Annotated in this window: 25 protein-coding genes and 1 tRNA gene; 15 read left to right on the top strand and 11 right to left on the bottom strand. The window is 65.6% G+C overall.

The window, feature by feature from the left end:
• Positions 1-183 precede the first annotated feature (183 nt).
• The 6 genes from pgi to pcnB form a co-directional block, all read right to left on the bottom strand.
• Complete coding sequence (pgi, locus tag HBF24_RS14240) at positions 184-1,800, bottom strand: glucose-6-phosphate isomerase (protein ID WP_167174153.1); 1,617 nt, start codon at positions 1,798-1,800, stop codon at positions 184-186.
• Between the two features lie 146 nt (positions 1,801-1,946).
• Entirely contained in the window at positions 1,947-2,330 is a 384-nt protein-coding gene (gene panD / locus HBF24_RS14235; RefSeq protein WP_167174150.1) for an aspartate 1-decarboxylase, read from the bottom strand.
• Between the two features lie 92 nt (positions 2,331-2,422).
• Positions 2,423-3,268, bottom strand: a complete 846-nt coding sequence (panC, locus tag HBF24_RS14230; RefSeq protein ID WP_167174147.1) for a pantoate--beta-alanine ligase — start codon at positions 3,266-3,268, stop codon at positions 2,423-2,425.
• A 29-nt stretch (positions 3,269-3,297) separates the two neighbouring features.
• Positions 3,298-4,119: a 3-methyl-2-oxobutanoate hydroxymethyltransferase gene (panB, locus tag HBF24_RS14225; RefSeq protein WP_167174144.1), complete on the bottom strand. Its 822-nt coding sequence runs from the start codon at positions 4,117-4,119 to the stop codon at positions 3,298-3,300.
• Between the two features lie 63 nt (positions 4,120-4,182).
• The gene (folK, locus tag HBF24_RS14220) at positions 4,183-4,668 is read right to left on the bottom strand and encodes a 2-amino-4-hydroxy-6-hydroxymethyldihydropteridine diphosphokinase (protein WP_167174141.1); all 486 of its coding nucleotides are present in this window, start codon (positions 4,666-4,668) and stop codon (positions 4,183-4,185) included.
• Between the two features lie 6 nt (positions 4,669-4,674).
• Positions 4,675-6,027 (bottom strand): polynucleotide adenylyltransferase PcnB, encoded by a 1,353-nt coding sequence (gene pcnB / locus HBF24_RS14215; protein WP_167174137.1) that lies wholly within the window; start codon positions 6,025-6,027, stop codon positions 4,675-4,677.
• An 81-nt stretch (positions 6,028-6,108) separates the two neighbouring features.
• On the opposite strand from pcnB, the gene HBF24_RS14210 reads away from it, so the two are divergent.
• Both HBF24_RS14210 and fdxA read left to right on the top strand, forming a co-directional pair.
• A tRNA-Glu gene (locus HBF24_RS14210) sits at positions 6,109-6,184 on the top strand.
• A 54-nt stretch (positions 6,185-6,238) separates the two neighbouring features.
• Positions 6,239-6,562 carry a ferredoxin FdxA gene (gene fdxA, locus HBF24_RS14205; protein ID WP_167174134.1) on the top strand — a complete coding sequence of 108 codons (324 nt, stop codon included), beginning with the start codon at positions 6,239-6,241 and terminating at the stop codon, positions 6,560-6,562.
• A gap of 110 nt (positions 6,563-6,672) precedes the next feature.
• Here fdxA and HBF24_RS14200 read toward each other — a convergent pair whose 3' ends face one another.
• Together HBF24_RS14200 and dapA are read right to left on the bottom strand one after the other, a co-directional pair.
• Entirely contained in the window at positions 6,673-7,197 is a 525-nt protein-coding gene (locus tag HBF24_RS14200) for an outer membrane protein assembly factor BamC (protein ID WP_167174131.1), read from the bottom strand.
• A 70-nt stretch (positions 7,198-7,267) separates the two neighbouring features.
• Positions 7,268-8,146, bottom strand: coding sequence for a 4-hydroxy-tetrahydrodipicolinate synthase (dapA, locus tag HBF24_RS14195; protein WP_167174129.1), 879 nt, complete (start codon positions 8,144-8,146; stop codon positions 7,268-7,270).
• A 127-nt stretch (positions 8,147-8,273) separates the two neighbouring features.
• Between dapA and HBF24_RS14190 the strand changes: the two genes are divergently transcribed.
• From HBF24_RS14190 to HBF24_RS14145, 10 genes are all read left to right on the top strand, one after another.
• The gene (locus HBF24_RS14190) at positions 8,274-8,840 is read left to right on the top strand and encodes an ACT domain-containing protein (protein WP_343162773.1); all 567 of its coding nucleotides are present in this window, start codon (positions 8,274-8,276) and stop codon (positions 8,838-8,840) included.
• A gap of 56 nt (positions 8,841-8,896) precedes the next feature.
• A complete protein-coding gene (locus tag HBF24_RS14185; RefSeq protein WP_167174122.1) occupies positions 8,897-9,358 on the top strand; it encodes a peroxiredoxin in 462 nt (153 codons plus the stop codon).
• Positions 9,359-9,452: 94 nt separating this feature from the next.
• On the top strand, positions 9,453-10,832 hold the full coding sequence (locus HBF24_RS14180; protein WP_167174119.1) for a PhoH family protein: 1,380 nt from the start codon (positions 9,453-9,455) through the stop codon (positions 10,830-10,832).
• A gap of 211 nt (positions 10,833-11,043) precedes the next feature.
• Positions 11,044-12,552, top strand: a complete 1,509-nt coding sequence (locus HBF24_RS14175) for an efflux transporter outer membrane subunit (protein WP_167174116.1) — start codon at positions 11,044-11,046, stop codon at positions 12,550-12,552.
• Entirely contained in the window at positions 12,549-13,619 is a 1,071-nt protein-coding gene (locus HBF24_RS14170) for an HlyD family efflux transporter periplasmic adaptor subunit (protein ID WP_167174113.1), read from the top strand. Before HBF24_RS14175 ends, HBF24_RS14170 begins: the two co-directional genes overlap by 4 nt.
• Positions 13,616-16,363, top strand: a complete 2,748-nt coding sequence (gene rbbA, locus HBF24_RS14165; protein WP_206064345.1) for a ribosome-associated ATPase/putative transporter RbbA — start codon at positions 13,616-13,618, stop codon at positions 16,361-16,363. The genes HBF24_RS14170 and rbbA overlap by 4 nt, the downstream gene beginning before the upstream one ends.
• Entirely contained in the window at positions 16,360-17,487 is a 1,128-nt protein-coding gene (locus tag HBF24_RS14160; protein WP_167174106.1) for an ABC transporter permease, read from the top strand. The genes rbbA and HBF24_RS14160 overlap by 4 nt, the downstream gene beginning before the upstream one ends.
• 71 nt (positions 17,488-17,558) lie before the next feature.
• Positions 17,559-18,491 (top strand): aspartyl/asparaginyl beta-hydroxylase domain-containing protein, encoded by a 933-nt coding sequence (locus HBF24_RS14155; RefSeq protein ID WP_167174104.1) that lies wholly within the window; start codon positions 17,559-17,561, stop codon positions 18,489-18,491.
• A gap of 95 nt (positions 18,492-18,586) precedes the next feature.
• Positions 18,587-19,486 (top strand): RNA polymerase sigma factor SigJ, encoded by a 900-nt coding sequence (sigJ, locus tag HBF24_RS14150; protein ID WP_167174101.1) that lies wholly within the window; start codon positions 18,587-18,589, stop codon positions 19,484-19,486.
• 37 nt (positions 19,487-19,523) lie between these two features.
• Positions 19,524-19,964: a carboxymuconolactone decarboxylase family protein gene (locus HBF24_RS14145; RefSeq protein ID WP_167174098.1), complete on the top strand. Its 441-nt coding sequence runs from the start codon at positions 19,524-19,526 to the stop codon at positions 19,962-19,964.
• A 61-nt stretch (positions 19,965-20,025) separates the two neighbouring features.
• Here HBF24_RS14145 and HBF24_RS14140 read toward each other — a convergent pair whose 3' ends face one another.
• From HBF24_RS14140 to grxC, 3 genes are all read right to left on the bottom strand, one after another.
• Positions 20,026-21,039, bottom strand: a complete 1,014-nt coding sequence (locus HBF24_RS14140; RefSeq protein WP_167174095.1) for an isocitrate dehydrogenase — start codon at positions 21,037-21,039, stop codon at positions 20,026-20,028.
• 106 nt (positions 21,040-21,145) lie between these two features.
• Positions 21,146-21,514: a carboxymuconolactone decarboxylase family protein gene (locus HBF24_RS14135; RefSeq protein ID WP_167174093.1), complete on the bottom strand. Its 369-nt coding sequence runs from the start codon at positions 21,512-21,514 to the stop codon at positions 21,146-21,148.
• Positions 21,511-21,774: a glutaredoxin 3 gene (gene grxC, locus HBF24_RS14130; RefSeq protein WP_167174090.1), complete on the bottom strand. Its 264-nt coding sequence runs from the start codon at positions 21,772-21,774 to the stop codon at positions 21,511-21,513. Before grxC ends, HBF24_RS14135 begins: the two co-directional genes overlap by 4 nt.
• Positions 21,775-21,955: 181 nt before the next feature.
• Between grxC and HBF24_RS14125 the strand changes: the two genes are divergently transcribed.
• The 3 genes from HBF24_RS14125 (at position 21,956) to phoR (ending at position 25,701) form a co-directional block, all read left to right on the top strand.
• On the top strand, positions 21,956-23,548 hold the full coding sequence (locus tag HBF24_RS14125) for a M48 family metalloprotease (RefSeq protein ID WP_167174087.1): 1,593 nt from the start codon (positions 21,956-21,958) through the stop codon (positions 23,546-23,548).
• Positions 23,549-23,654: 106 nt separating this feature from the next.
• Positions 23,655-24,344, top strand: coding sequence for a phosphate regulon transcriptional regulator PhoB (phoB, locus tag HBF24_RS14120; RefSeq protein ID WP_167174084.1), 690 nt, complete (start codon positions 23,655-23,657; stop codon positions 24,342-24,344).
• A gap of 67 nt (positions 24,345-24,411) precedes the next feature.
• Positions 24,412-25,701 (top strand): phosphate regulon sensor histidine kinase PhoR, encoded by a 1,290-nt coding sequence (gene phoR, locus HBF24_RS14115; protein WP_167174081.1) that lies wholly within the window; start codon positions 24,412-24,414, stop codon positions 25,699-25,701.
• The last annotated feature ends 22 nt before the right edge of the window (positions 25,702-25,723 follow it).

Here is a 25,723-nt window from a genome sequence, read left to right as displayed (position 1 = left end):
CGCAAAGAGAAGTTACCCGGAAGCCGGCAGGCTTTCGGAACCCCTGGCATCGCAGATGCCAGCCAGTCGAAGCCCAACGCCAGTAGCTGAACGAACATCCGGCGCCTCCCGAAATTAAAAGAAAAGCCCGCCAAAAGGCGGGCTTTTCCAAAACACCAACCGCGATCGGCAGCGACGCCAAACTCAACCTTCGCGGCGCGCCTGGATGGCCTCGATCAAGGCCTTGGTCGAGTCATCGAAATCACCCAGCTTTTCGCTTTCCTCATCCAGCGCCGGCAGGATGCGCTTGGCAATCACCTTGCCCAGCTCCACGCCCCACTGATCGAACGCGTTGATGCCCCACAGGTGGCCCAGCAGGAACACCTTGTGCTCCTGCAGCGCGATCAGCGCGCCCAGGCTTTCCGGGGTCAGCGCATCAAGCATGATGACGGTGCTGGAGCGGTCGCCCGGGAAGGTACGCTGGGCGGCCAACACCGCATCGCCGTCCGATTCCTCAAGCGCTTCCTCGGTGGTCTTGCCCAAGGCAAGCGCCGCGGCCTGGGCCAGCAGGTTGGCCAGCAAGGCGTCGTGATTGGCACGCAGCGGATGGGCCGGGCGCACCACGCCGATGAACTCCACCGGCACCACGCTGGTGCCCTGGTGCAGCGCCTGGAAGTAGGCGTGCTGGGCATTGGTGCCCACGCTGCCCCAGACCACCGGCACGGTTTCGTTGTCCAGCGGCTTGCCGTCGGGCGTGACGCGCTTGCCCAGGCTTTCCATTTCCAGCTGTTGCAGATACGAGGGCAGGTTCGCCATGGGGTCCAGGTAAGGCACCACGGCGCGGCTGCTGTAACCGAGCACGTTGCGGTTCCACAGCTCGGTCAGCGCCAGCAGCACCGGCGCATTGGCCTGCCATGGCTCGCTGCGGAAGTGATCGTCCATGTGCGCGGCGCCGGCCAGGAAGGCACGGAAGTTGTCCATGCCAATGGTCAGCGCGAGGCTCAGACCCACCGCCGACCACACCGAGTAACGGCCGCCGACGAAATCCCACATCGGCAGCACGTGCGCGGCCGGGATACCAAACTTCTCGGCCGCCTCGACATTGGCACTGACGGCGACGAAGTGGCGGGCGGCGGCACGATCATCGCCATCGTAGGCGTGACGAATCCAGTCGCGCAGCACGTGGCCGTTGAGCAGGGTTTCCTGCGTGGAGAAACTCTTGGAGACCAGCAGCACCAGCGTACGGCGCGGGTCCAGCTCGCGCATCAGCTTGTTGGCGGCATGGCCGTCCACATTGGGCAGGAAGTGGCAGCGCACCCGTCCGGTGTGGAACTGATCCAGTGCTTCGACAGCCAGACGCGGGCCAAGGTCCGACCCGCCGATACCGACGTTGACGATATCGGTGACGGTGGAAGGCAGGCCGATGTCCTCGGTGGTGCCCTTCTCCACGGCCTCGACCAGATGCGCGATGCGCTCCAGGGTCTGGTCGATTTCCTTGCGCACGTCGCTCGGTGCCACCGGCGACAGGCGCGAACCGGAGGCGCGCAACGCGGTGTGCAGCACGGCGCGGTCTTCGGAGGTGTTGATCGGCTCGCCGCCGAACATGGCATCGCGCGCCTTCTGCCAGTCGCTCGATTCAATCAGGCTGCCCAGCGCGTCCAGCGCCTGGACGTCCAGTTTCTGGCGGGTCAGGTCCAGCAGCAGCGGGCCGACGCGGTGACGCAAGCGCCCGGCGCGGTCGCTGTCGCCGATAAGCTGGCGAAGATGGGTGGACTCAAGACGCTCGGCGTGCGCGCCCAGGGACTGGCGGTACGAAGACATGCGATCGGCTCCCTTCGGGTCTTTAGACGTGATCAATACAAGATCCTGATGGTAGCGCGGCACACCTTTCTCAAGGCATGCCGCGCGTGCATAAGCCGATCTGGGGGCCGCTGGCGTTCAGCTGCCACGCCCCGGATCACGCCTTGTTACGAGGCCATCTGCTTGGGAATGGCATCGTTGGTGTGGCTGATGGTGTTGTCAGGATTGGCATACACCAGGCTGGGCTTGTAGCTGGCAAGCTCGGCCTCGTCCAGCGCCACGAAGGCGGCGATGATGATCAGGTCGCCCGGCGCGGCACGGCGCGCGGCGCTGCCGTTCACCGAGATGATGCCGGAGCCTTCCTCGGCGCGCAGCGCGTAGGTGACGAAACGCTCGCCGTTGGCGATGTTCCAGGCATGGATCTGCTCGTACTCGCGGATGCCCGAGGCATCGAGCAGGTTGCCGTCGATGGCGATGGATCCTTCGTAGTGCAGCTCCGCGTGGGTCACGGTGGCACGATGGATCTTGGCTTTGAGCATGTTCAGTTGCATGGCAGGCACTTCGCGTTGGGGCGAAAAGCGGGGGAACCCGCAATTATATAGCCTTGTGCGCGCCGACGCAGCGCGCAGGGCACGAGGGTGAGTCAGTCCAGCGGCAGGTTGTCGATCAGGCGCGTGCTGCCCAGGCGCGCGGCGATCAGGCCGATCAGCCCTTCGCGCTCGCCGGTCTGCGGTTCGGCAAGATCGCCGGCGCGACGGATGGCCGCATAGTCGGGCACGAAGCCGGCGCGCTCAAGACGTCCCAGCGCGGCTTTCTCCACCGCCTGCCAGGCATGGCCTTCGGCCAGCAGCTGACGCATCTGCTTGAGCGTGGCGTGGATCTGCGTGGCCCGCTCGCGTTCCTCGCTGGACAGATACTGGTTGCGCGAACTCATGGCCAGACCATCATCCTCGCGCCGCGTCTGCCCGGCGACGATGGAAACCGGCAGGCCCAGATCACGCGTCATGCGCTCGATCACCTTGAGTTGCTGGTAGTCCTTGGAGCCGAACACGGCCACATCCGGCTGCACCAGGTTGAACAACTTGCAGACCACGGTGGACACGCCATCGAAATGGCCCGGGCGGTGCGCGCCCTCCAGCACGCCGGTCAGTTGCGGCACGCTGACACACACCGAATGCTCGGCGCCGTACGGGTACATCACCTCCACCGATGGCGCGAACAACAGATCGCAATCGTGCTCGGCCAGGCCCGACTGATCCTTGGGCAAGGTCCGCGGGTAGCGGTCGAAGTCTTCGTTGGGGCCGAACTGCGTGGGATTGACGAACACGCTGGCCACCACCCGGTCGACCCGCGAGCGCGCCAACTTGATCAGTGAGAAATGACCCGCGTGCAGGTTGCCCATGGTCGGCACCAGGCCCACCGTCAGCCCCTGCGAGCGCCAGCCACGAACCACTGCCCGAAGGCCCGGAGCGTCGTGCACGGTCTGCATGATGTTGATCTATTCGCCTGGAAAGTGAATTAGCTGAAGCTGTGTTCGGCGGCCGGGAAACGGCCTTCGCGCACATCACTGACATAGGCGGCAATGGCGTCGGTGACACCCTCGCGCCCGCTCAGGAAATTCTTGGAAAACTTCGGGCTTTTGCCCGGCGTCAGACCCAGCAGATCGTACACCACCAGCACCTGGCCATCGGTTTGCGGGCCGGCGCCAATGCCGATGACCGGCACGGCCAGCGCCTGGCTGATGCGACCGGCCAGATCGGATGGCACGCATTCGAGCACCAGCAACTCGGCACCGGCCTCGACCACCGCCCGGGCATCGGCCATCAGCTTGTCGGCAGCGGCCTGCTCACGTCCCTGCACGCGGTAACCGCCCAGCTTGTGCACCGACTGCGGGGTCAGACCCAGGTGCGCGCACACCGGCACATCGCGTGCCGTCAGCGCAGCAATCACCTCGCAGATAGGGCCGGCGCCCTCGATCTTGATCATGGCCGCACCGGCGGCCATCAACTGCGCGGCCGCTTCCATCGCGTGCGGCACATCGCGGTCGCTCATGAACGGCAGATCGGCCACCAGCAGCGTGGCCGAGAGACCGCGCGCCACGGCGCGGGTGTGATAGACCACATCGGCCAGGGTCACCGGCAGCGTGCTGCCGTGGCCCTGCACCACCATGCCCAGCGAATCGCCAACCAGCGCCACATCGACACCGGCGCGCTCCAGGTGCGCGGCGAAACTGGCGTCGTAGGCGGTGAGCATGGTGATCTTGCGCCCCTGCTCTTTCATGGATTTGAGCGCCGGCAAGGTCACTGCCTTGCGGGCCGGGGCGTCCGAAGCGACGTACACGGCATGAACTCCAAGCGTTGGCGAGGCGGCATTATCGGCACCGATGCGCCGACACCTCAAGAATTAGTCCTCAAGCACCTTGCAGTCACCGGCATCGAGCCGGTCAAGCGCTTCGGATATGCGGCCGATGCCGGGCAATTCCAGCCCCGGCGCAATCTCGACCAGCGGCAACAGCACGAAAGCGCGTTCGGCCATGCGCGGATGCGGCACTTCAAGGTGCTCGGCCCGATACGGGCCGTCACCGTGCAGCAGCAGGTCCAGGTCCAGAATGCGCGGCCCCCAGCGCTCACCGTCACGCACGCGGCCGGCGCGGCGCTCGATCTCCAGCAACGCCTGCAGCAGCGCTGGCGCGTCCAGGCGCGTGTCCAGCTCGGCCACGGCGTTGATGAACGCCGGCTGCTCGGTGACACCCCAGGGCGGCGTCAGATACAGCCGTGAATGGCGTACCAGCGCCGTTTGCGGCAGCGCGTCCAGGGCCGCAAGCGCGGCGCGTACCTGCGCGACCGAATCACCCAGGTTGCTACCCAGGCCGATGTAGGTGGCCGTCATCGTGAATCAGTCGGCGCTGCTGGCGCCGTCGCCACGACGACGCCGGCCACCGCGACGGCGGCGACGCTTGGCCGGGGCGGCCGTCGCACCGGTGCTGGGACCACTCTTGCCCTTCGATGGCCCCAGTTCGTCGGCCAGCTGTTCCTGCGGCAACTCCTGGGCACGCGTCCACCATTCGCCGAGTTCGCGAATCTCTTCGGACTCCGAACCGCGCAGCAAAAGAAAATCGTAGGCGGCACGAAAGCGCGGATGCCCCAGCAGGCGAAACACGCGCTTGCGGGAGCGGTTTTCAAAACGCGGCTGCAGCGCCCAGATTTCTTCCATGGCATAGGAGAAACGCTTCGGGATGGCCACGTGCTGGCTCTGCTCGGCGACGATGCGATGCGCGGCACGCTGCCAGGCCAGCGCCAGATCCTTGCCCTGCTCCAGCAGCGTCTCGGCCTGCGCGCGAACCTCACCCCAAAGCAGCACCGCAAACAGGAAAGCCGGCGTCACCGACTTGCCTTCGTGCACGCGCGCATCGGTGTTGGAAAGCCCCTGCTCGATCAGCGCCCGCAGCGCCTGATCGCCGCGCTTGAGCGTGCGAGCGGTAACCGGGAACAGCGGCGCCAACAGATCGTAGCGCTCGAGCATGTGGAAGCTTTTCAGGCCATGACCGGCCAGGAACATCTTCAGCGATTCGTCGAACAGACGTGCCGGCGGCGCTTCGGACAGCAGCGGCCCCAACTCGGCAAACGGGGCCGCGGCGGCCTCGTCGATATGAAAGTTGAGCTTGGCCGCCAGGCGCGCGGCGCGCAGCATGCGCACCGGATCTTCGCGATAGCGCTGCTCGGGATCGCCGATCAGGCGCAGCACGTGATCTTGAAGATCACGCATGCCGCCGACCTCATCGCGCACGGAGAAATCGGCGATGTTGTAGTACATGGCGTTGACGCGAAAATCGCGCCGCACGGCGTCTTCCTCGATCGATCCCCAAACGTTGTCGCGCAGGATGCGGCCATCGACGATATGGCGATCGCCCTCCTCGCCCTGGCCACGGAAGGTAGCCACTTCGATGATCTCGCGGCCGAAGATGACATGTGCCAGCCGGAAGCGGCGGCCGATCAGCCTGCAGTTGCGAAACAGCTGCTTGACCTGCTCGGGCGTGGCATCGGTGGCCACGTCGAAATCCTTCGGATGACCGTCCAGCAGCAGATCGCGCACCGCGCCACCCACCAGATAGGCGGAATGGCCGGCCTCGTGCAGGCGATACAGCACGCGCAGCGCCGACTTGGAGATGTTCTTGCGCGAGATGGTGTGCTGGTCGCGTGGAATGATGCGCAGCGCAGGCTGTGCCTCGTTTCCATTGGAATGGTTCAAGCTGAATTCCTTCGAAAATCTTTCACGGGGGCATTGCCGAACAAAATTTTTTAGATATACTAGCGCGCCTCACGCAGCAACGCTCCCATCGTCTAGCGGTCTAGGACGTCGCCCTCTCAAGGCGAAAACACGAGTTCGAGTCTCGTTGGGAGCGCCACCTCTTCTTCCGGACCCTTCCGGAACACGTCATCAGGACAGGCGCTGTTACGGCATGACCTTCGTCGTTACCGACAACTGCATCAAGTGCAAATACACCGATTGCGTTGAGGTCTGCCCGGTCGATGCCTTTCACGAGGGCCCCAACTTCCTGGTGATCAATCCGGACGAGTGCATCGACTGCACGCTCTGCGAGCCGGAATGCCCGATCAACGCCATCTACCCCGAGGACGATGTTCCCGCGGGTCAGGAGAACTTCGTCGCGCTCAATGCCGAACTCTCCGAAGCATGGCCGGTGATCACCGAGCGCAAAGATGCGCCCGACGATGCCAAGGAATGGGAAAACAAGCCCGACAAGCTGCCGCTGCTGGAGCGCTGATACCGCGCTCGCGCGCCGCACGCCTGCTGTCGGCATCGCCCACCGATCAACGCAAACGCCGCCCATGGGGCGGCGTTTTTGCATGCGTGCCTGGCTACCGGGCAAGGCGGTCAGCTGCCCAGCTTGGACTTGATCGCGGCAGCGACCTTGGCCACGTTGGCGCTAAGACCGGTCACCGTGACCGTGCTGGCGCCGCCATCGGCGGTCACCGCCACCTGCACGGCGCCTGCCGAGGTCGGCGAGGACAGGTCCGGCGCCTCGGTCTTGGTCTTGTGGCCACCACCGAACATGCGTGAGAAGAACCCCGGCTTGGAGTCCTTCGCCGGCGGCTCGCCCACGTTCACGGTAAAGGCATGAGCGGCATCGTCATGCGCCACCACGGCACCCACGCCACTGGCGTCGACGGCCTGCGCGGCCGCCTTGTAGGTGCTGGCTACGTCGCCCGGCACGCTCAGCGTCTGGCTGATGGTGTCGTTGGGCTTGGCGTTGACGTTGGGAATGGTCAGCGCATCGTTGACGGCGGGACGGTCCATGCCGGCCGGAATCTCCAGCGGCGCCTCCTGCTTGGCCTTGAGGTAGCTCTTGTCGGCATGGAACAGGCCGCAGCCTGACAGCGTCAGGACGGACAGGCTCAAGGCTGCGATCGTTGCTTTGTTCATTGACTATAGGATTCCGTAGATAAGCGTTTCAGGCCACCGCAGCGGCTCAGGACAGCAGCGCCGACAGCGCCTCGCGCAGCCGGGCGCGCTCGGCGCCTTCGGCCAGCGCCACCAGCGGCAGACGCAGCGCGCCGTTGCCGATGCCGATCTCGGCCAACGCGGCCTTGATGGCAATCGGATTGGGCGCGCAGTCAAGCGCATCCAGCAGCGGCTCCAGGCGCTCGGCCAGCTCCACCGTCGGTGCCCGCGAGCGCTCGCACGCCCGGTCGCACAACTGGCGAAACAGCCCGGGCACCACGTTGGCCACCACCGAGATGGTACCCGCGGCGCCGGCCAGCATGGCCTCGTGACAGCTTGCATCGTCGCCGGAAAGATAGACGAAATCCTCGCGAGCAAGTTCCGCCATGGCGGCAATGCGACCGGCGTCGCCACGCGCTTCCTTCACGCCGATGATATGGGCGTGTTCGGCCAAACGCGCGACCGTATCCGGCAGCATGTCACATCCGGTGCGTCCCGGCACGTTGTACAGGATCACCGGCAGTTCGCCGTGGTCGGCAATCTCGGTGAAATGGCGCACCAGACCTTCCTGCGTGGGACGCACGTAGTAAGGCGTCACCACCAGCGCGGCATGCGCACCCAGGCGCTTGGCCCAGCGCGTCATGGCCAGCGACTTGGCGGTACCGGCCTCGCCGGTGCCGGCGATGACCGGAACCCGCCGGCGCACCTGCTCGACGGCCGTGACCAGCAAACGCTCGTATTCGGCATGCTCGAGAAAGTGAGCCTCGCCGGTGGAACCGGCCACCACCAGCGCCTGCGTGCCAGCTTCGATCTGCTGCTCGATCAGGCGCCGGAAAGCGTCCAGATCCAGCGCGCCATCATCGCCGAATGGCGTGGCCAGCGCACAGATGCTTCCGCGTATATTCAAGAGGTACATCCACAGTGTTTCGAACCTGGGGATGTTACTTGCGGGCTCCGGCCACGGGCAAGTAAGCTGAGTCCGGCTCGTCGATGACCGCCCGCTTTGGGTGGCCACCCTCGCCTTTGAGGTAGAGATCCCCTTGAATCGCAACACCTCGCAGCGCCCCGGCAGCGAAAGTCACCTTCTCATCCAGACGCTGTGTAGCGTCCGCCAATCCCCCCTGCTGCAGTTGACCCAGCGCATTGCCGACAGCGGCTGCAACCTGGCCGATGCGCGCGTCAGCACGGTGGGCGACGATGTCTCGGTGGTACTGCTGGCGCAGGGCTCGTGGGACGCGCTGGCCAAGCTGGAAACCGGCCTGGGCAAACTGGCGCGCGATCCGGCGCTGCATCTGGTGCACTACCGCACCGGCCCGCGTTCGATGCAGACCCATCTGCTGCCCTACGTGGTCGAGGTCATCGCCGCCGACCGCAACGCGCTGCTGGTGGAAGTGATCGACTTCTTCAGCCGCCGCGGCATCAGCATCGAGCAGCTCAGCTCCATGCGCTACCAGGCCATTCAGACCGGCGCCGACATGTTCCAGGCACAGATCACCATCGGCATTCCCGCCGACACGCACATCGCCGCACTGCGTGACGACTTCCTGGAACTGTGCGACAGCCTGAACCTGGACGCGATCATGGACCCGGTGAAGTTCTGACCTTGAAGACGCGCTTTTAACGGCGCTGGCCTTACAACCGCAACATGGAACACACGATGATCGAACCCGGCTCAGCCATTCCCGACCTCGAAGGCGCCACCGGCGACGGCGGCACACTGTCGCTGTCCTCGCTGCGCGGCCAGTGGGTGGTGGTGTACTTCTACCCCAAGGACAACACCCCCGGCTGCACCAACGAGTCCAAGGACTTTCGCGACCTGTATGCCGACTTTGGCAAGCACAAGTGCGAGATCGTCGGCGTCTCGCGCGACTCGGTGCGCTCGCACGCCAACTTCGCCGCCAAGCACGAACTGCCGTTCCCGCTGGTCTCCGATCCGGAGGAAACCTGGTGCAAGGCCTTCGACGTGATCCACGAGAAAATGCTCTATGGCAAGCGCCACATGGGCGTAGTGCGTTCGACCTTCCTGATCGATCCGGAAGGCAAGCTGCACACCGAATGGCGCAAGGTGAAGGTTCCCGGCCACGCCCAGGCCGTGCTGGATACGCTCGCCGCCCAGTGATGCCTTTTTTCCGAACCGGCCCGCGCGCTCGTGAGCACACCCGCTCATGGCGCGCGGGCTTTTTTGTTTCCAACCCCCGCGAGGTCCTGATCGCATGACACGTGGCAAGCGCATCTACGCCCTGGATACCAACGTGCTGCTGCACGACCCCACCTCCGTGTTCCGCTTCGAGGAGCACGACGTGTTCATCCCCATGACGGTGCTGGAGGAACTGGACGAAAAGAAAAAGGGTGGATCGGAAGTGGCGCGCAATGCGCGTCAGGCCAGCCGCTTTCTCAACGAGCTGATCGAGCGCGGCGCTGGCGACATCGAAAACGGGCTGGTGCTGGACAACCCGCAGGGCCTGAACCTGCAGCGCGATGGCCAGGCCGGGCGCCTGTATTTCCAGCAGACACCCAGCACGCGCAACGGCAAGGCCGACAACGCCATCCTGGCGGCGGTACAGGAAGAGCGCGATCAGCACCCGGACGTGCCGCTGATCCTGATCACCAAGGACATCAACCTTCGCATCAAGGCCACCATCGCCGGCATCGACGCCGAGGACTACGAAAACGACCGCGCGCTGGATGATTTCGCGCTGCTGTTCACCGGCGCCCAGGCGCTGCCGGAGGATTTCTGGGAGCACCACCCGGAGGTGCGCTCATGGAACGAGATGGGTCGCACCTGCTACGAGCTGACCGCCGGCAAGGACGAGGACTTGTATCCCAACCAGTGCCTGTACCTTCCCGGCGAGAACGCGGTCGAGCTGCGCGTGCTCAGCGTCTCGGACGAAGGCAAGGTGCAGCTGATCCTGCTTGATGACCACACCCACGCCGCGCATTCGGTGTGGGGCATCTCCGCGCGAAACCGCGAGCAGAACTTCGCGCTGAACCTGTTGATGGATCCGGAGATCGACTTTGTCACCCTGCTCGGCACCGCCGGCACCGGCAAGACCCTGCTGGCGCTGGCCGCGGGCCTGGCCCAGGTGATGGACCAGCAGCGCTACCGCGAGATCATCATGACCCGTGCCACGGTGCCGGTGGGTGATGACATCGGCTTTCTGCCCGGCACCGAGGAAGAGAAGATGACGCCCTGGATGGGCGCACTGACCGACAACCTGGAAGTGCTCACCCATCAGGAAGACGGCGGCAGCTGGGCACGCCAGGCCACCAACGACCTGCTCGCCTCGCGCATCAAGATACGCTCGCTCAATTTCATGCGCGGGCGCACATTCTTAAGTCGCTACCTGATCATCGACGAGGCGCAGAACCTCACTTCCAAGCAGATGAAGACCCTGATCACGCGCGCCGGTCCCGGTACCAAGATCGTCTGCCTGGGCAATGTCGAGCAGATCGACACACCGTATCTGACCGAGACCACCTCGGGCCTGACCTACGCGGTGGATCGCTTCAAGATGTGGCGCCACTCCGGCCATATCACGCTGCGTCGCGGCGAACGCTCGCGACTGGCCGATTTCGCCTCGGAATCGCTTTAAGGCCCGCACCAAACGGTAGGCACGAACAGCCCGCTCGCCATGCGCCGCAATCGTCCATCAGGGCGGTCGCGGCGCATGGCGGCCTGCGCTTGACGTACGTCAATGTGGGCGCTGCTGCCGATCCGCACCATGCACGCAGACCCGTTGCCTGCGGCCGCGACCACGTAGTTCGCGGCGGATGCCATGCAACGCTCGAGACAAGGCCTGCCGCATGCCCCAGAAATACCAGCCCGCCCGCCGTCGCCTCCGCTGCGGGGCGATCCCGGCAGCGCTGGCCGCCAGCGCCATGCTGGCTGGCTGTGCGTCACTGGCACCTCCCTACCGGCGACCGCCGCTTCCGGTAGATACGCACTATGCCACCAGCGCAAACGTATCGTCCGAGGAAGGGACTGATGCCGCAAACACCGGCTGGCGGGACTATTTCACCGACCCGACGATGCAGCGGCTCATCGCCTCGGCGCTGGACAACAACCGCGACCTGCGCATGGCTACCCTGCGCGAGGCGCAGGCGATGGCGGCCTACGGCATCCATCGCGCCGACCAGTTCCCCACCATCGGGATCGGCGCCGACGCCACTCGCGCCCGGGTGCCCGGCGACCTCAACTACGTCGGCCAGTCGCTGGTACAGAGTCAGTACGACGTCGATCTCGGCATCAGCCGTTGGCAACTGGACTTCTGGGGACGCATCCGTTCGCTGAAGACGGAGGCCCTGCAGACTTACCTGGCCAGCGATGCGGCCCGCCGCGCCACCACGCTGTCGCTGATCGCTCAGGTCGCCGACGCTTACCTGCGGCTGCTGGAGCTGGATCAGCGGGCCGCCATCGCCCGCCAGACCGTCACCTCGCGCGAGACCTCCTATCGCATCTTCCGGCTCCGCTACCGGGTCGGAGCGACCTCCAGGCTTGACCTGACCCAGGTACAGACGCTGCTGACACAGGCACGGAGCCTGAACGCACAACTGCAGCAGGCGCGCGACGAACAGGCCCATGCACTCACCGAACTGGTTGGTGCCCCGCTCCAGTTGCCGACGGCCGCTGGCGCACTGGCGAGGATGCCGGCGCCACCGGCGCTGCGCGCGGGCCTGCCCTCGCGACTGCTGGCCGCGCGCCCCGACATCATCGCCGCCGAGCACCGCCTGCGCGCGGCCAACGCTGATATCGGCGCCGCTCGCGCCGCGTTTTTTCCCAGCATCAGCCTGACCGGTACTTACGGCACCAGCAGCAGCGCGCTATCGGGCCTGTTCGACCGCGGCAGCAAGGCCTGGACCTTCCTCCCGGAGGTCAGCCTGCCGCTCTTCGATGCCGGCCGGCGCCACAACAACCTGCGCTACAGTCAGGCGCAGCGCGACTACGCCGTGGCCGATTACGAAAAGACGGTCCAGAATGCCTTCCGCGAAGTCTGCGATGCGTTGTCGGCACGCCACTGGCTTCGCCAGCAACTGCGCGCCGACCGCGACATGCTGGCGGCACAGCAGCAACGCGCCCGACTCGCCAAGCTGCGCTACGACGCCGGGGCGGCGCGCTACCTGGAAGTACTGGACGCGCAGCGCGACCTGCTGGCAGCCGAACAGCAACTGGTGCAGACGCGCCGCGCGCAGCTGTCCAACCAGGTCCGCCTGTACGCGGTCCTCGGTGGCGGTACCCTCATCGCGCCGCGGCAAGACGCTGGCGCCGCCCTGTCTGAGGTCCACGCCCGGCGACCCTCGCCCGAGCCGCGATGAAACGCCCCTCTCGCAAGCAGTGGCTGGTCGGCGCCGCCGGCATCATCGTCATCGTCGCCGCGACCTACGCCTGGACGCGGCTGCACCGGACCGGCCCCGGTCCGGGCTTTGCCAGCGGCAACGGACGTATCGAGGCCACCGAGATCGACATCGCCACCAAGCTGGCCGGCCGCGTCCAGGACATCCTCGTCAACGAGGGCGACTTTGTGAAGGCAGGGCAACCACTGGCGCACATGCAGGTGCAGACGCTGATCGCTGAGCGCGACGAGGCCCGGGCGCAATATCAACGCGCGCGCAACGCCGTTGCCAGCGCAGTCGCCGAAGTGGCCGTGCGCCGCGCCGACCTGGCCGCCGACAACGCCTTGGTGGTCGAGCGCAGCAGCGAACTTGATGCCGCCATGCGGCGCCTGGCGCGTTCGCAGACACTGGCCGTCCAAGGCGCCTCCTCGCAGCAGGAACTGGACGACGACCGCGCCAACGCCGATAGCGCCCGGGCCACGCTGAGCGCGGCGCAGGCCCAGGTCGCCGCGGCGCGAGCCGCCATCGAGGCCGCCCGCGCCCAGGTTACGGGCACGCGCTCCAGTGTCGACGCTGCGCGAGCAACCGTGGCCCGCATCGAGGCCGACATCGCCGACAGCGAGCTGAAGGCGCCGCGTGCCGGCCGCGTGCAGTATCGCGTGGCACAGCCCGGCGAAGTACTTGCCGCCGGCGGCAAGGTCCTGAACATGGTCGACCTTTCGGACGTCTACATGACCTTTTTCCTGCCCGAGACGGCCGCCGGCAAGGTCGGGCTGGGCAGCGAGGTGCATCTGGTCCTGGACGCGGCACCGCAGTACATCATCCCGGCCCGGGTCTCCTACGTGGCCAGCATTGCCCAGTTCACGCCGAAGACCGTGGAAACGGCCGACGAGCGGCAAAAGCTGATGTTCCGCATCAAGGCGCGGATCGACCGCGAACTGCTGACCAGGCATCTGGCCATGGTCAAGACCGGCCTGCCCGGCGTGGCCTGGGTCAGACTCGATCCCGCCGAGCCATGGCCGCCGGCGCTGGCGGTGAAGGTGCCATGACGACTGCCCACATCGACGCTGGTGAGATCGTTGCGTGCATGCGCGACGTGCATCTGCGCTACGGCAAGACGCTGGCGCTCGACGGCGTCGACCTGGACCTGCCTGCCGGCCGCATGGTCGGTCTGATCGGTCCCGACGGCGTGGGCAAGTCCAGCCTGCTGGCGTTGATCGCCGGCACCCATGCCATGCAACAGGGTCAGATGCGGGTGCTGGACGGCGACATGCGCAGCAAGCGCCATCGCGACCAGGTCTGTCCGCGCATTGCCTACATGCCGCAAGGCCTGGGCAGGAACCTCTATCCGACGCTGTCGGTGGAGGAGAACCTGCAATTTTTCGCGCGCCTGTTCGGCCATGGTGCCGCCGAACGTCGCCGCCGCATCGACACGCTCACCGCCAGCACCGGTCTGCGCCCGTTCCTGGAGCGGCCGGTGGGCAAGCTGTCTGGCGGCATGAAGCAGAAGCTTGGCTTGTGCTGTGCGCTGATCCACGACCCTGAGCTGCTGATCCTTGACGAACCGACCACCGGTGTCGACCCCTTGGCGCGCGCCCAGTTCTGGGCGCTGATCGCCGAGATCCGTGCAGGCCATCCAGGCATGAGCGTTATCGTCGCCACCGCCTACATGGACGAGGCGCAACGCTTCGACTGGCTGGTCGCCATGGATGCCGGCCGCGTACTCAGCACCAGCACGCCGCAGGCGCTGCTGGAGCGTACCGGCAGCCGCTCGCTCGAGGAGGCCTTCATCGCCGTGCTGCCCGAGGCCAGGCGCCGCGGCCACACGCCGGTACAGGTGCCGCCGCTGCAGGCCGACGACGCCGCCAGCGCCATCGAGGCGCGCGATCTGACCATGCGCTTCGGCGATTTCGTTGCCGTCGATCATGTCAACTTCCGCATCCGTCGCGGCGAGATCTTCGGCTTTCTCGGCTCCAACGGCTGCGGCAAAACCACCACTATGAAGATGCTGACCGGACTGTTGCCGGCCAGCGAGGGGAGCGCCTCGCTGTTCGGGCGCCCGCTCGACCCGCGCGATATCGACACCCGACGGCGCGTAGGCTACATGTCCCAGGCGTTCTCGCTCTATGGCGAGCTGACGGTGCGTCAGAATCTGGTGCTGCATGCGCGGCTATTCCATGTCCCCGAGGCACAGATTCCGGCCCGTGTCGATGAGATGCTGGACCGTTTCGGGCTGCGTGAAGTGGTCGCCAGCCTACCCGGCAAGCTGCCGCTGGGCGTGCGTCAGCGGCTGTCGCTGGCTGTGGCGATGGTGCACCGGCCGGAACTGCTGATTCTGGACGAACCCACCTCTGGCGTGGACCCGGTGGCGCGCGACGCCTTCTGGCGGTTGATGATCGAGCTGGCGCGGCGCGATCGGGTCACCCTGTTCATCTCCACCCATTTCATGAACGAGGCCGAGCGCTGCGATCGCATTTCGCTGATGCATGCCGGCCGCGTGCTGGTGACCGGCGCACCGGAGCGGCTGGTCCGCGACAGCGGTGCGGCGACGCTGGAGCAGGCCTTCATCGGTTACCTCAAGGCTGCCGACGGCAGTACTGCAGGTATCACCTCCGGCACAGGCACCCCCGTGCTACCGGCCGCACGCCCGCCGGCACGCGTCCGTCGACGCCTGTTCAGCCCGGCCCGGGCGGCAAGCTACGCCTGGCGCGAGGCCCTGGAGCTGCGCCGCGATCCGGTTCGCGCCACACTCGCCCTGGCCGGTTCGCTGCTGCTGATGGTGGTCATCGGCTTCGGCATCAACATGGACGTCGAAAATCTCAGCTATGCCGTGCTCGACCACGACCAGACCGGTCTCAGCCGCAATTACGCCCTGAACCTCGCCGGTTCACGCTATTTCATCGAGCATGCGCCGCTGCAAAGCTACACCGACATCGATCGCCGCATGCGCAGCGGCGAGCTGTCGCTGGCCATCGAAATTCCGCCGGGTTTCGCACGCGATGTCGAACGTGGCGACCATGCCCAGATCGCGGCCTGGGTCGACGGTGCGATGCCAACCCGTGCCGAGACGGTACGTGGCTACGTGCAGGGCATGCATCAGGCCTGGCTGGCTGAACGGGCACGGCAAGGCCAGGGCACCGCAGCAGGTGCCTTCGACATCGAAACCCGTTTTCGCTACAACCCGGACGTGCGCAGCCTGCCGGCGATCGTGCCAGCCGTGCTGCCGCTGCTGCTGCTGATGTTGCCGGCGATGCTCACCGCACTGTCGGTGGTGCGGGAGAAGGAACTGGGCTCGATCATCAATCTGTACGTGACACCGGTGACGCGAAGCGAATTCCTGCTCGGCAAGCAGGCGCCATATGTGGTCCTGGCGATGCTCAATTTCCTGCTGATGACGCTACTGGCAGTGTTCGGCTTCGACGTGCCGATCAAGGGCAGCTTTCCCACCCTGCTGCTGGCGGCGGCCATCTTCAGTGTCATCGCCACCGGGATGGGTCTGCTGGCATCCACCTTCACACGCAGCCAGATCGCCGCCATGCTGCTGACCATGATCGCCACCATGATTCCGGCGGTGCAGTTTTCCGGGATGATCGATCCGGTGCCGTCGCTGGAGGGCATGGGCCGACTCATCGGCAACATCTACCCGGCCACCTACATGATCAACATCAGCCGCGGGGTGTTCAGCAAGGCGCTGGGCTTCGCCCAGTTGCGCGGCGCGTTCGGCCCTTTGCTGCTGGCCGTACCGGTAATCCTGGGCGCCGCGATCGCACTGCTGCGCAAGCAGGCATCATGAACAGCACCGTGGCCAACACCTACCATCTCGGTGTCAAGGAGCTTTGGAGCCTGTGGCGTGATCCGGCCATGCTGGCGTTGATCGTCTACGCCTTCAGCCTGCAGATCTACAGCGCCGCCACGGCGATGCTCGAGACGCTGCACAGAGCGCCGATCGCGATTGTCGACGAGGACGCCTCGCCGCTGTCGGCAAAGATCGCCAGCGCCTTCTATCCGCCACTGTTCAGCGTACCGCGGCTGGTTTCCCCAGCCGTCCAGGATCACGGCATGGACGCTGGCGCCTATACCTTCGCGCTGGACATCCCTCCGGACTTCCAGCGCGACCTGCTGGCCGGTCGCCGACCGGCCATCCAGCTCAATGTCGACGCCACGCGCATGAGCCAGGCGTTCGCCGGCAGTGGCTACGTGCAGCAGATCGTCAACAACACAGTCAATGAATTCGTGCAGCGCTACCGCGGCAGCAACGCGCCGCCGGTCGATCTGGTCTTGCGCACGCGCTTCAATCCGAATCTTGAAAAAGGCTGGTTCGGCGCGATGATGGAAGTGATCAACAACGTCACCATGCTGTCGATCATCCTGACCGGAGCCGCGCTGATTCGCGAGCGCGAGCACGGCACCATCGAACATCTGCTGGTGATGCCCGTGACCCCGGCACAGATCATGCTGGGCAAGGTCTGGTCGATGGGTCTGGTCGTGCTGCTGGCCGTGGCGCTGTCGCTGACGCTGATTGTCGAGGGCGCGCTGCACGTGCCTATCCGGGGCTCGCTGGCGCTGTTCCTGGGTGCCGCCGCGGTGCACCTTTTCGCCGCCACCGCACTGGGCATCTTCCTGGCCACCTTCGCTCGCAGCATGCCGCAGTTCGGTATGCTGGTCATCCTGACCCTGCTGCCCCTGGAACTGCTATCCGGCGGTACAACGCCCTATGAGAGCATGCCGCAGCCGGTGCAATATCTGATGGAGCTGGCGCCGACCTCGCATTTCGTGCGCCTGGCGCAGGCCATTCTCTATCGCGGCGCCGGCCTGGAGGTGGTCTGGCGATCGCTGCTGGCAATCGCGGTGATTGGTGCTGTGCTGTTCACCATCTCCCTGGCGCGGTTCCGGCGGACCATCGCGCAGATGACCTGAACATCCGCCACCGCGTATGTGTCGCCGATAGCGCGTAAAATATTCCCCTGACCTGAGACATTCATCCCGCCATGACGCTCCGCCTGATCATCCTGTGTGTGTTTGCGCTGTTCGCGCTGTGCGTGCTGCTGGTGCACCTGCGTGGTCGCGCGCGGCTGCGCTTTGATCGCCAATTGGTCGATCACTCGGCCGTGTTCGCGCCGTACAACCTTTTGATGTACGCCTTTTCGCGTGTGCCGGCGCGGCCGATCCTGGATCGCGACGGCTTTCCGCAGCTCAATCTGTTGCGCGACAACTGGCAGCTGATCCGTGACGAGGCGCTGTCGCTCAACGATGCCGGACGCATCCGCGCCGCCGAGCACCACAACGACGCCAGCTTCAACAGCTTTTTCAAGCAGGGCTGGAAGCGTTTCTACCTGAAGTGGTACGGCGAGCCGCTGCCCTCGGCCGAGGCGCAGTGCCCCGAAACGGTGAAACTGCTGGGGCAGATTCCCGGCATCAAGGCGGCCATGTTTGCCACCCTGGCCCCGCACAGCAAGCTCAATCCGCACCGCGACCCGTTCGCCGGATCGCTGCGCTATCACCTGGGGTTGGTCACGCCCAATTCCGAGCAGTGCCGCATCTTCGTCGATGGCCAAGAGCACGTCTGGGGCGATGGCAAGGACGTGGTGTTCGACGAAACCTACGTGCACTGGGTAGAGAACAAGACCGACCAGACCCGCGTGATCCTGTTCGCCGATGTCGAGCGTCCGCTGAAAACCCGCTGGATGGAAGCGATCAACAAGCGCGTCGGCGCCTTCATGGGCAAGATCACCGCCTCGCCCAACGACGACAGCGAGAAGACCGGCTTCGTCAACCGCATGTTCGCCGCCAACCAGCGCAGCCGCGAACGCCGCAAGCGCTTCAAGCGCAAGCACCCGAAACTCACGCGCGTACTCAAGTACGCCGGCATCGTGGTCGCGCTGTGGGTGATATTCCTTTGCCCCTATCCGTTTGTGCGCTGAGCCGGGCGGGCTTGCCGACCATCCGGGCTCGTCACGCGTGTCACAAAAACGAAGGTGATGGCGTCTGGTGGACGAGTTCTTGAAGGCAGCCGCCCATGCACACCGATACCTCGCTTTTCCAATCGCATCGACCACGCCTGTTCGGTCTGGCCTATCGCATGCTCGGCTCGCGCCAGGCCGCAGAGGACGTGGTGCAGGACTGCTGGCTGCGCTGGCACCAGGCGGACCTTGCGAACATCAACGCGCCCGAGGCCTGGCTGGTGACCGTGGTCACGCGGCTGGCACTGGACCAATTGCGGCGCGAACGACGCGAACGTGAGCGCTACGTCGGCCCCTGGCTACCCGAGCCCCTGCCGACACCCGAGCCACCGGATGCCGATGTGGAGCGCGCGCAGCACCTGTCGATCGCCTTGTTGCATCTGCTGGAACGCCTGACACCACGTGAACGCGCCGCCTTCCTGCTGCACGAGGTTTTCGACCACGACTATGCCGAGCTGGCGACCATCCTGGATCAAAGCCAGGCCACCAGTCGCCAGCAAGTAAGACGGGCACGCCAGCACATCCATGGCGCGCGAGGGCGCGATGTCGACCCGGCCACGCATCGACGCATGCTGTCGCGCCTGGCCCAGGCGATGGCCCATCCGGAACCGGAAACCCTGCGCGCGCTGCTTGCCGATGATGTGACCCTGGTGTCCGACGGTGGCGGACGGGTCCGTGCCGCTTTGCGGCCGCTGCACGGCGCAGAGCGCCTGATCCGCCTCTACCGCCAACTGGCCACGCGCAGCGCCAGCCAGAAGCCCATCATCACCCGCATGATGACACTCAATGCCGAACCGGCCCTGGTCCAGCACTACGCAGGCCGCATCCACTCGGTGACCTGGATTGTTACCGACGGCCGTCGCATCCAGGCCATCCACACCTTGCGCAACCCCGACAAGCTGGTCGCGCTGCAGGCAGATGTCACAAGCCATGCCGATGCAACGTCCTTGCACTGAAGGTTCCACCTCCGGAACCGCTGCCAAGGAGTTGCTGATGCCATCCCGCCTTTCCTATCAAAAGCACCCCGCCGCCCTCCGCCCGCTGCAGGATCTGGATCGCTATGTGCGTGGCTGCGGCCTGGAGCCCGACCTGATCGAACTGCTGTTGATGCGAATCTCGCAGCTCAACGGCTGCGCCTTCTGCCTGGACATGCACGGCAGGGACGCGCGTGCCGGCGGCGAAACCGAGCAGCGCCTCTATGTGCTGCCGGCCTGGCGCGAGACGGACCTTTTCAGCGCACGCGAAAAGGCCGCGTTGGCGTGGGTCGAGTCGGTGACACGACTGGACCATGGCGGCATCACCGACGATGTCTATGAAACGGCACGGGCTGAATTCGGCGAGCGCGGCCTGCTCGACCTCAACATGGTGGCGATCCTGATGAATGCGTGGAATCGCATCGCCATCCCCTTCCGCTATTCCCCGGCCGCGGCCTGACGAAAAAAGCCCCGCCATCACTGGCGGGGCTTTCTCTTGTCCACCAACGGCGGATGACCGATCAGGCGGTGACGTGGGCCACCAGCGCGTCGGCGAAGGTTTCGGTCGTGCCCGAGCCGCCCATGTCCGGCGTCACCTTCTCGCGGTTCTGCTCCAGCGTCTCGCGAATGGCGGTGCGGATCTTGGTGCCCTTCTCGGCCATGCCCAGGTGGTCGAGCATGTCGGCGGCAGCCAGCAGCAGCGCGCAGGGGTTGGCCAGGTTCTTGCCGGCAATGTCCGGGGCCGAGCCATGCACGGCCTCGAAGATGGCCGCGTCCTTGCCGATGTTGGCGCCCGGGGCCAGGCCCAGGCCGCCGACCAGACCGGCGCACAGATCGGACAGGATGTCGCCGAACAGGTTGGTGGTGACCATCACGTCGAACTGATGCGGATTCATCACCAGCTGCATGCAGGCGTTGTCCACAATCATTTCGTTGAACTCGATCTCCGGATAGTCCTTGGCCACTTCGCGGGCCACATTCAGGAACAGGCCCGAGGCGGTCTTGATGATGTTGGCCTTGTGCACGGCGGTGACCTTCTTGCGGCCCTTGGCGCGGGCCATCTCGAAGGCGTAGCGCACGATGCGCTCGCTGCCGCTGCGGGTGACCTGGATCAGCGACTGGGCGACCTCGCCGTCCTCGGACAGGGTCTGGCCCTCGGCGCGATAGGCACCCTCGGTGTTCTCGCGCACGGTGATCATGTCGATCCCCTCATAGCGCGACTTGGTACCCGGGAAGCTGATCGCCGGACGCACGTTGGCGTACAGGTCGAAATGGCGACGCAGCGTCACGTTGATGGAGGTGAAGCCACCACCGATCGGCGTGGTCAGCGGGCCCTTGAGCGCCACCTTGTGCTTGCCGATGACATCCAGCGTGGCCTTGGGCAGCAGGTCACCATGCTGCTCAAGCGCGACCATGCCGGCATCGACGAAGTCGTAGGTCAGGTTGCAGTCCAGCGCGTCGAGCACGCGCAGGGTCGCGTTCATGATCTCGGGTCCGATTCCGTCACCCTTGATCACGGCAATGGTCTGGCTCATGGGGTACTCCTTGGGCTACGTGCCGCCGGCACGCGTGGGATGGGTATCAACCGCCCATTATAGCTCAAGCGCCCCGCGCACGCGGAGCGCCGAGCATGACACGTGCCTATTCGGCCGCTTCCGCGCCGGCCGCGTCCTGTTCCAGCCCGTCCAGGAAATCCACGGCGCGACGCATATGCGGAATGACGATGGAGCCACCCACCACCAACCCCACGCTGAAGGCCTCGAACATCTCATCGCGATTGACGCCGGCGCTCTTGCACTGCGCCACGTGGTAGCTGATGCAGTCATCGCAGCGCAACACCATGGACGCGACCAGGCCAAGCAGCTCCTTGGTCTTCACGTCCAGCGCGCCTTCGCGGTAGGTCTGGTTGTCCAGCGCGAAGAAACGACGCACCACCTGGTTGTTCTCGTCCAGGATGCGCTCGTTCATGCGCTTGCGGTAATCGGTGAACGCCTTGCTGGCCTCGCTCATGCGCCTGCATCCAGGATCTTGGCCAGCTCGCCGCTGCGATCGGCTGCGACCAGATCGTCATAGCCGCCAACGTGGGTATCGTTGATGAAGATCTGTGGCACGGTGCGGCGCCCGCCCGAGCGCTCCAGCATCTCGTCGCGACGCGCCGGATCGGTATCGATGCGCACTTCTTCCCACTCCAGCCCCTTGGACTTGAGCAGGTTCTTGGCAGCCACGCAGTAGGGGCACACGGCGGTGGAATACATCTGGACGTTGGCCATCAATGGTCTCCTAGAAAACGGTTTGGCGCGGGCCGCCGGGCAACCCGCTGGCAGGGGCGAAGATGCGGGTAGCTCCCCATTTTCACAAGAGCGGCGCGCGGTGGCCGGTGAACCGGGGCTGGGTTATCGTGGTCGAATCCCGCAGTGACGAAGCTCCGACCCGCCCTTGAAGCTGCCCGCCATGCGCCTTCGCGCCCTGTTCACCGCACTTTTCGCCGCCGGGCTCACCTTCGCCGTGGGCGCGCAGGATACGCGTCTGCCCGATCTTGGCAGTTCCGCCGACGCGCTGCTGTCGCCGGCCGAGGCCAAGGCCTACGGCGCAGCCATGCTGCATCAGATGCGTGCGCTGCACATGGTCATGGACGATCCGCAGATCGACGAGTACATCAACAGCGTCGGCTTTCGACTGGCCGCCGCCAGCGACGATCCCAAGCACCATTTCACCTTCTTCGTCGACTCGGACCAGGACATCAACGCCTTCGCCGCCCCGGGCGGTTACATCGGCGTCAATGCCGGTCTGATTGTCATCGCCCGCGACGAAAGTGAACTGGCAGCGGTGATGGCGCATGAAATCGGCCATATCACCCAGCACCACCTGGAGCGTGCCTTCGAGGCCTCGAAGAAGGATGCGCCGCTGATGGCGCTGGTCGCGCTGGGCGCGATTGCCGCCGGCGCGGCGGGCGGTCACGGCGATGCCGGTGCAGCGGTGATGATGGGCGGCCAGGGCCTGATCGCGCAGCGCCAGATCAATTTCACACGCAAGGACGAAACCGAGGCCGACCGCGTCGGCATCCACACCCTGGCACGCGCCGGTTACCACCCCGAAGCCATGGCGGACTTTTTCCAGCGCATGGAGAGCGTACTGTCGGCGAACGGTTCGGATACCGATGTACCGGAACTGCTGCAGACCCACCCTGTGACCGAGCACCGCATCGCCGACGCCAAGGCCCAGGCCCACGTCATCGAGCAGCAGGAAAAACGCGACCGGCTGAGCCTGAGCCAGAGCGACTGGTCGCATACCACCGCGCCCATTCCTTTCGTGAAGAACAGCAACGACCTGATCGGGCCACCCGACGATGCCAGCCACGGCCCCACCCTGTTCCACCTGATGCGCGAGCGCGTGCGCGTGTTGTCGGGCGATGCGACCCAACTGACCGGCTACTACGCGCGCAATCTGGCCGGCAGTCACGGCTTTGACACGCCCTCCAATCATTACGGTTACGCGCTGGCGCTGATGGGCGCCGGTCGCTTCCAGGCCGCGCGCCAGCAACTGGCGCCGCTGGCCAAGGCCTGGCCCGACTCGGTGCCGATCCAGCTGGCCATGGGCACGGTGCTGGCCCATCAGCACCAGATGGATCAGGCCGATGTCATCTTCGCGCGGCTACACGCCAACGCACCCAACGATCACGCCATCGCCGCCGAATATGCTGAAGCCTTGTTGCTGCAACCGGGCAAGGCCTCTGCGCGCAAGGCGGCCAACTTGCTCAAGCCGCTGCTCGACGACAGCGAGGACCCCTCGCTGTACCAGACCTATGGCCGCGCTACCGACCGTGCCGGACAGCCGGTGGAGTCGGGCATCGCCTTCGCCGACGCGGCCTATCTCACCGGCCGCCCGGTCGATGCCATGGAACAGTTGCGGCGCCTGCTCGATCGCCCCCATCTTGGCTACTATGATCGGGCCAAGGTACAGGCACGCATCGACGACCTGACGCCACTGGTGCTGCGCGAAGAGAAAGAACGCCGCGAACACGGCGCTGACGACGGGACCGATTAGCCATTTCGACACACGAACGTCATTTCGACGCACAGTTGTCACGGTTGCGTAACACTGTCCCGCTGCAATAATTGCGTCACAAGCAACCAACCGAGGCAGGTGGGGCGTGCACAAACGCATCCTGATCGTCGAAGACGAAGACTCGATCCGCGACATGGTGGCCTTTGCCCTGCGCAAGGCCGGCATGGACCCCATGCATGCAGCCGACGCACGCGCCGCGCAGCTGGCCATCGCCGATACCGTGCCGGACCTCATCCTGCTCGACTGGATGCTGCCCGGCACCAGCGGCCTGGAATTGGCCCGTCGCCTGCGTCGCGAGGAGCTGACCAGCGAAGTGCCGATCATCATGCTGACCGCGCGCGGCGAAGAGATGGACCGCGTCAACGGCCTGGAAGCGGGCGTGGACGACTACGTGGTCAAGCCGTTCTCCACGCGCGAGCTGATCGCCCGCGTCAAGGCCGTGCTGCGGCGCAGCCAGGGCGATGACGGCTCCGGCGTGGTCGAGATCGGCGGCCTGAAGATCGATGGCCCCGCGCATCGCGTGTTCGCCGGCGAGGAAGCCGTGCCGATCGGTCCCACCGAATACCGCCTGCTGTATTTCTTCATGACCCATCCCGAGCGCGTCTACTCGCGTGCGCAGCTGCTCGACCATGTCTGGGGCGGCAGCGTGTACGTGGAAGAGCGCACTGTGGATGTGCATATCCGACGCCTGCGCAAGACACTGGAGCCGTGGAACCTGGAAGGCATGGTGCAAACCGTGCGCGGGGCCGGCTACCGCTTCTCCGCCAGCGTCTGAGGGCATGCCGCCAACCGACCCACCGGCCAGCTTCAATCGGCGCCACGAACGTGAAAGACTCCGCTTCATGGACTCTTTGTTTCGCGTTCCCCGCTACCTCTACCCCGCCCTGCTGGCGGCATTTCTTGCCGCCTGCCTGCTGGATGTGTGGCTGGGGCGCGGACCCTGGATCGTGGCCGTGGTCGCCTGCGCGCAAATCGTCTTGCTTGTGTCGTTATTCCGTCATCAGCAGCGCACCATGATCGAAGCCGTGAATCACGCCACACGCCAGCAACACGAACGCTACATGACACGCTCCCGCCGCCTTGCCAATCAGCTGCGTGACCTGCGCAGCGCCGCCGGCTCGCTCCCCGATGCCGTGGTCCTGCTGGACCGCGACGGGCGCGTGCACTGGTTCAATCACGCTTCCGAGCACCTGCTGGGCCTGCGCCGACGCAAGGACCGCGGCGTGGTGCTGTCCGAGCGCCTGTCCGGCAGCGAGCTGGGCCAATGGCTGGCCGACGGCGCACGTGAGCCGCTCAACGAACTGGCCGCACCAGGCGACCCGACGCGCCAGCTCAACGTCATGATGATTCCCTTCGGCGGCCAGCAGCGCCTACTGCAGGCGCGCGACATCAGCAACCTGGCGCGACTGGAAAAAGTGCGCCGCGACTTCGTGGCCAATGTCTCGCACGAGTTGCGCACGCCACTGACGGTGATTCACGGTTACCTGGAGCTGCTCGATCCGGAGGATATTCCGGAGCTGTCCGACGTGCTCAAGGAAATGCGCGCCCAATCCAAGCGCATGGGCCAGATCGTCGAGGACCTGCTCACGCTCTCACGCCTGGAAACCCAGCAGCAGCTGCCCGATGAGCACGTCTCCATGGATGCGCTGATGGCCACCCTGCGCAAGGAGGCCGAGGCGCTCAGCCAGGGCCGCCACACCGTGGTGATGGAAAACGACGCACACGTCGATTTGCGCGGTTCGTCCAAGGAGCTACACAGCGCGTTGTCGAACCTGGTCAGCAACGCGGTGCGCTACACGCCCACCGGCGGCACCATCACCATCCGCTGGCAGCGCAGCGACGAAGGCGCCACCTATTCGGTCACCGATACCGGCTACGGGATTCCGGCCTCGCACCTGGCGCGCCTGACCGAGCGCTTCTACCGCGTCTCTTCCAGCCGCTCGCGCGAAACCGGCGGTACCGGCCTGGGCCTGTCCATCGTCAAGCACGTGCTGAACCTGCACCAGGCGCACATGACGGTGCAAAGCGAGCCGGGCAAGGGCTCCACCTTCGCCTGTGTGTTCGATGCCGAACGCCTGCTGGAACCGGGCAGCCGCCCGCTCGGTGACGACGACGAGGACGGGCTGGACTGACGGAACGGCAACGCAGTGCGTG

The sequence above is a fragment of the Oleiagrimonas sp. C23AA genome (assembly GCF_011759385.1).
Lineage (GTDB): Bacteria > Pseudomonadota > Gammaproteobacteria > Xanthomonadales > Rhodanobacteraceae > Oleiagrimonas.
The sequence above is the reverse complement of the archived record's forward strand: the minus strand, read 5'-3'. Positions and strand labels throughout refer to the sequence as shown.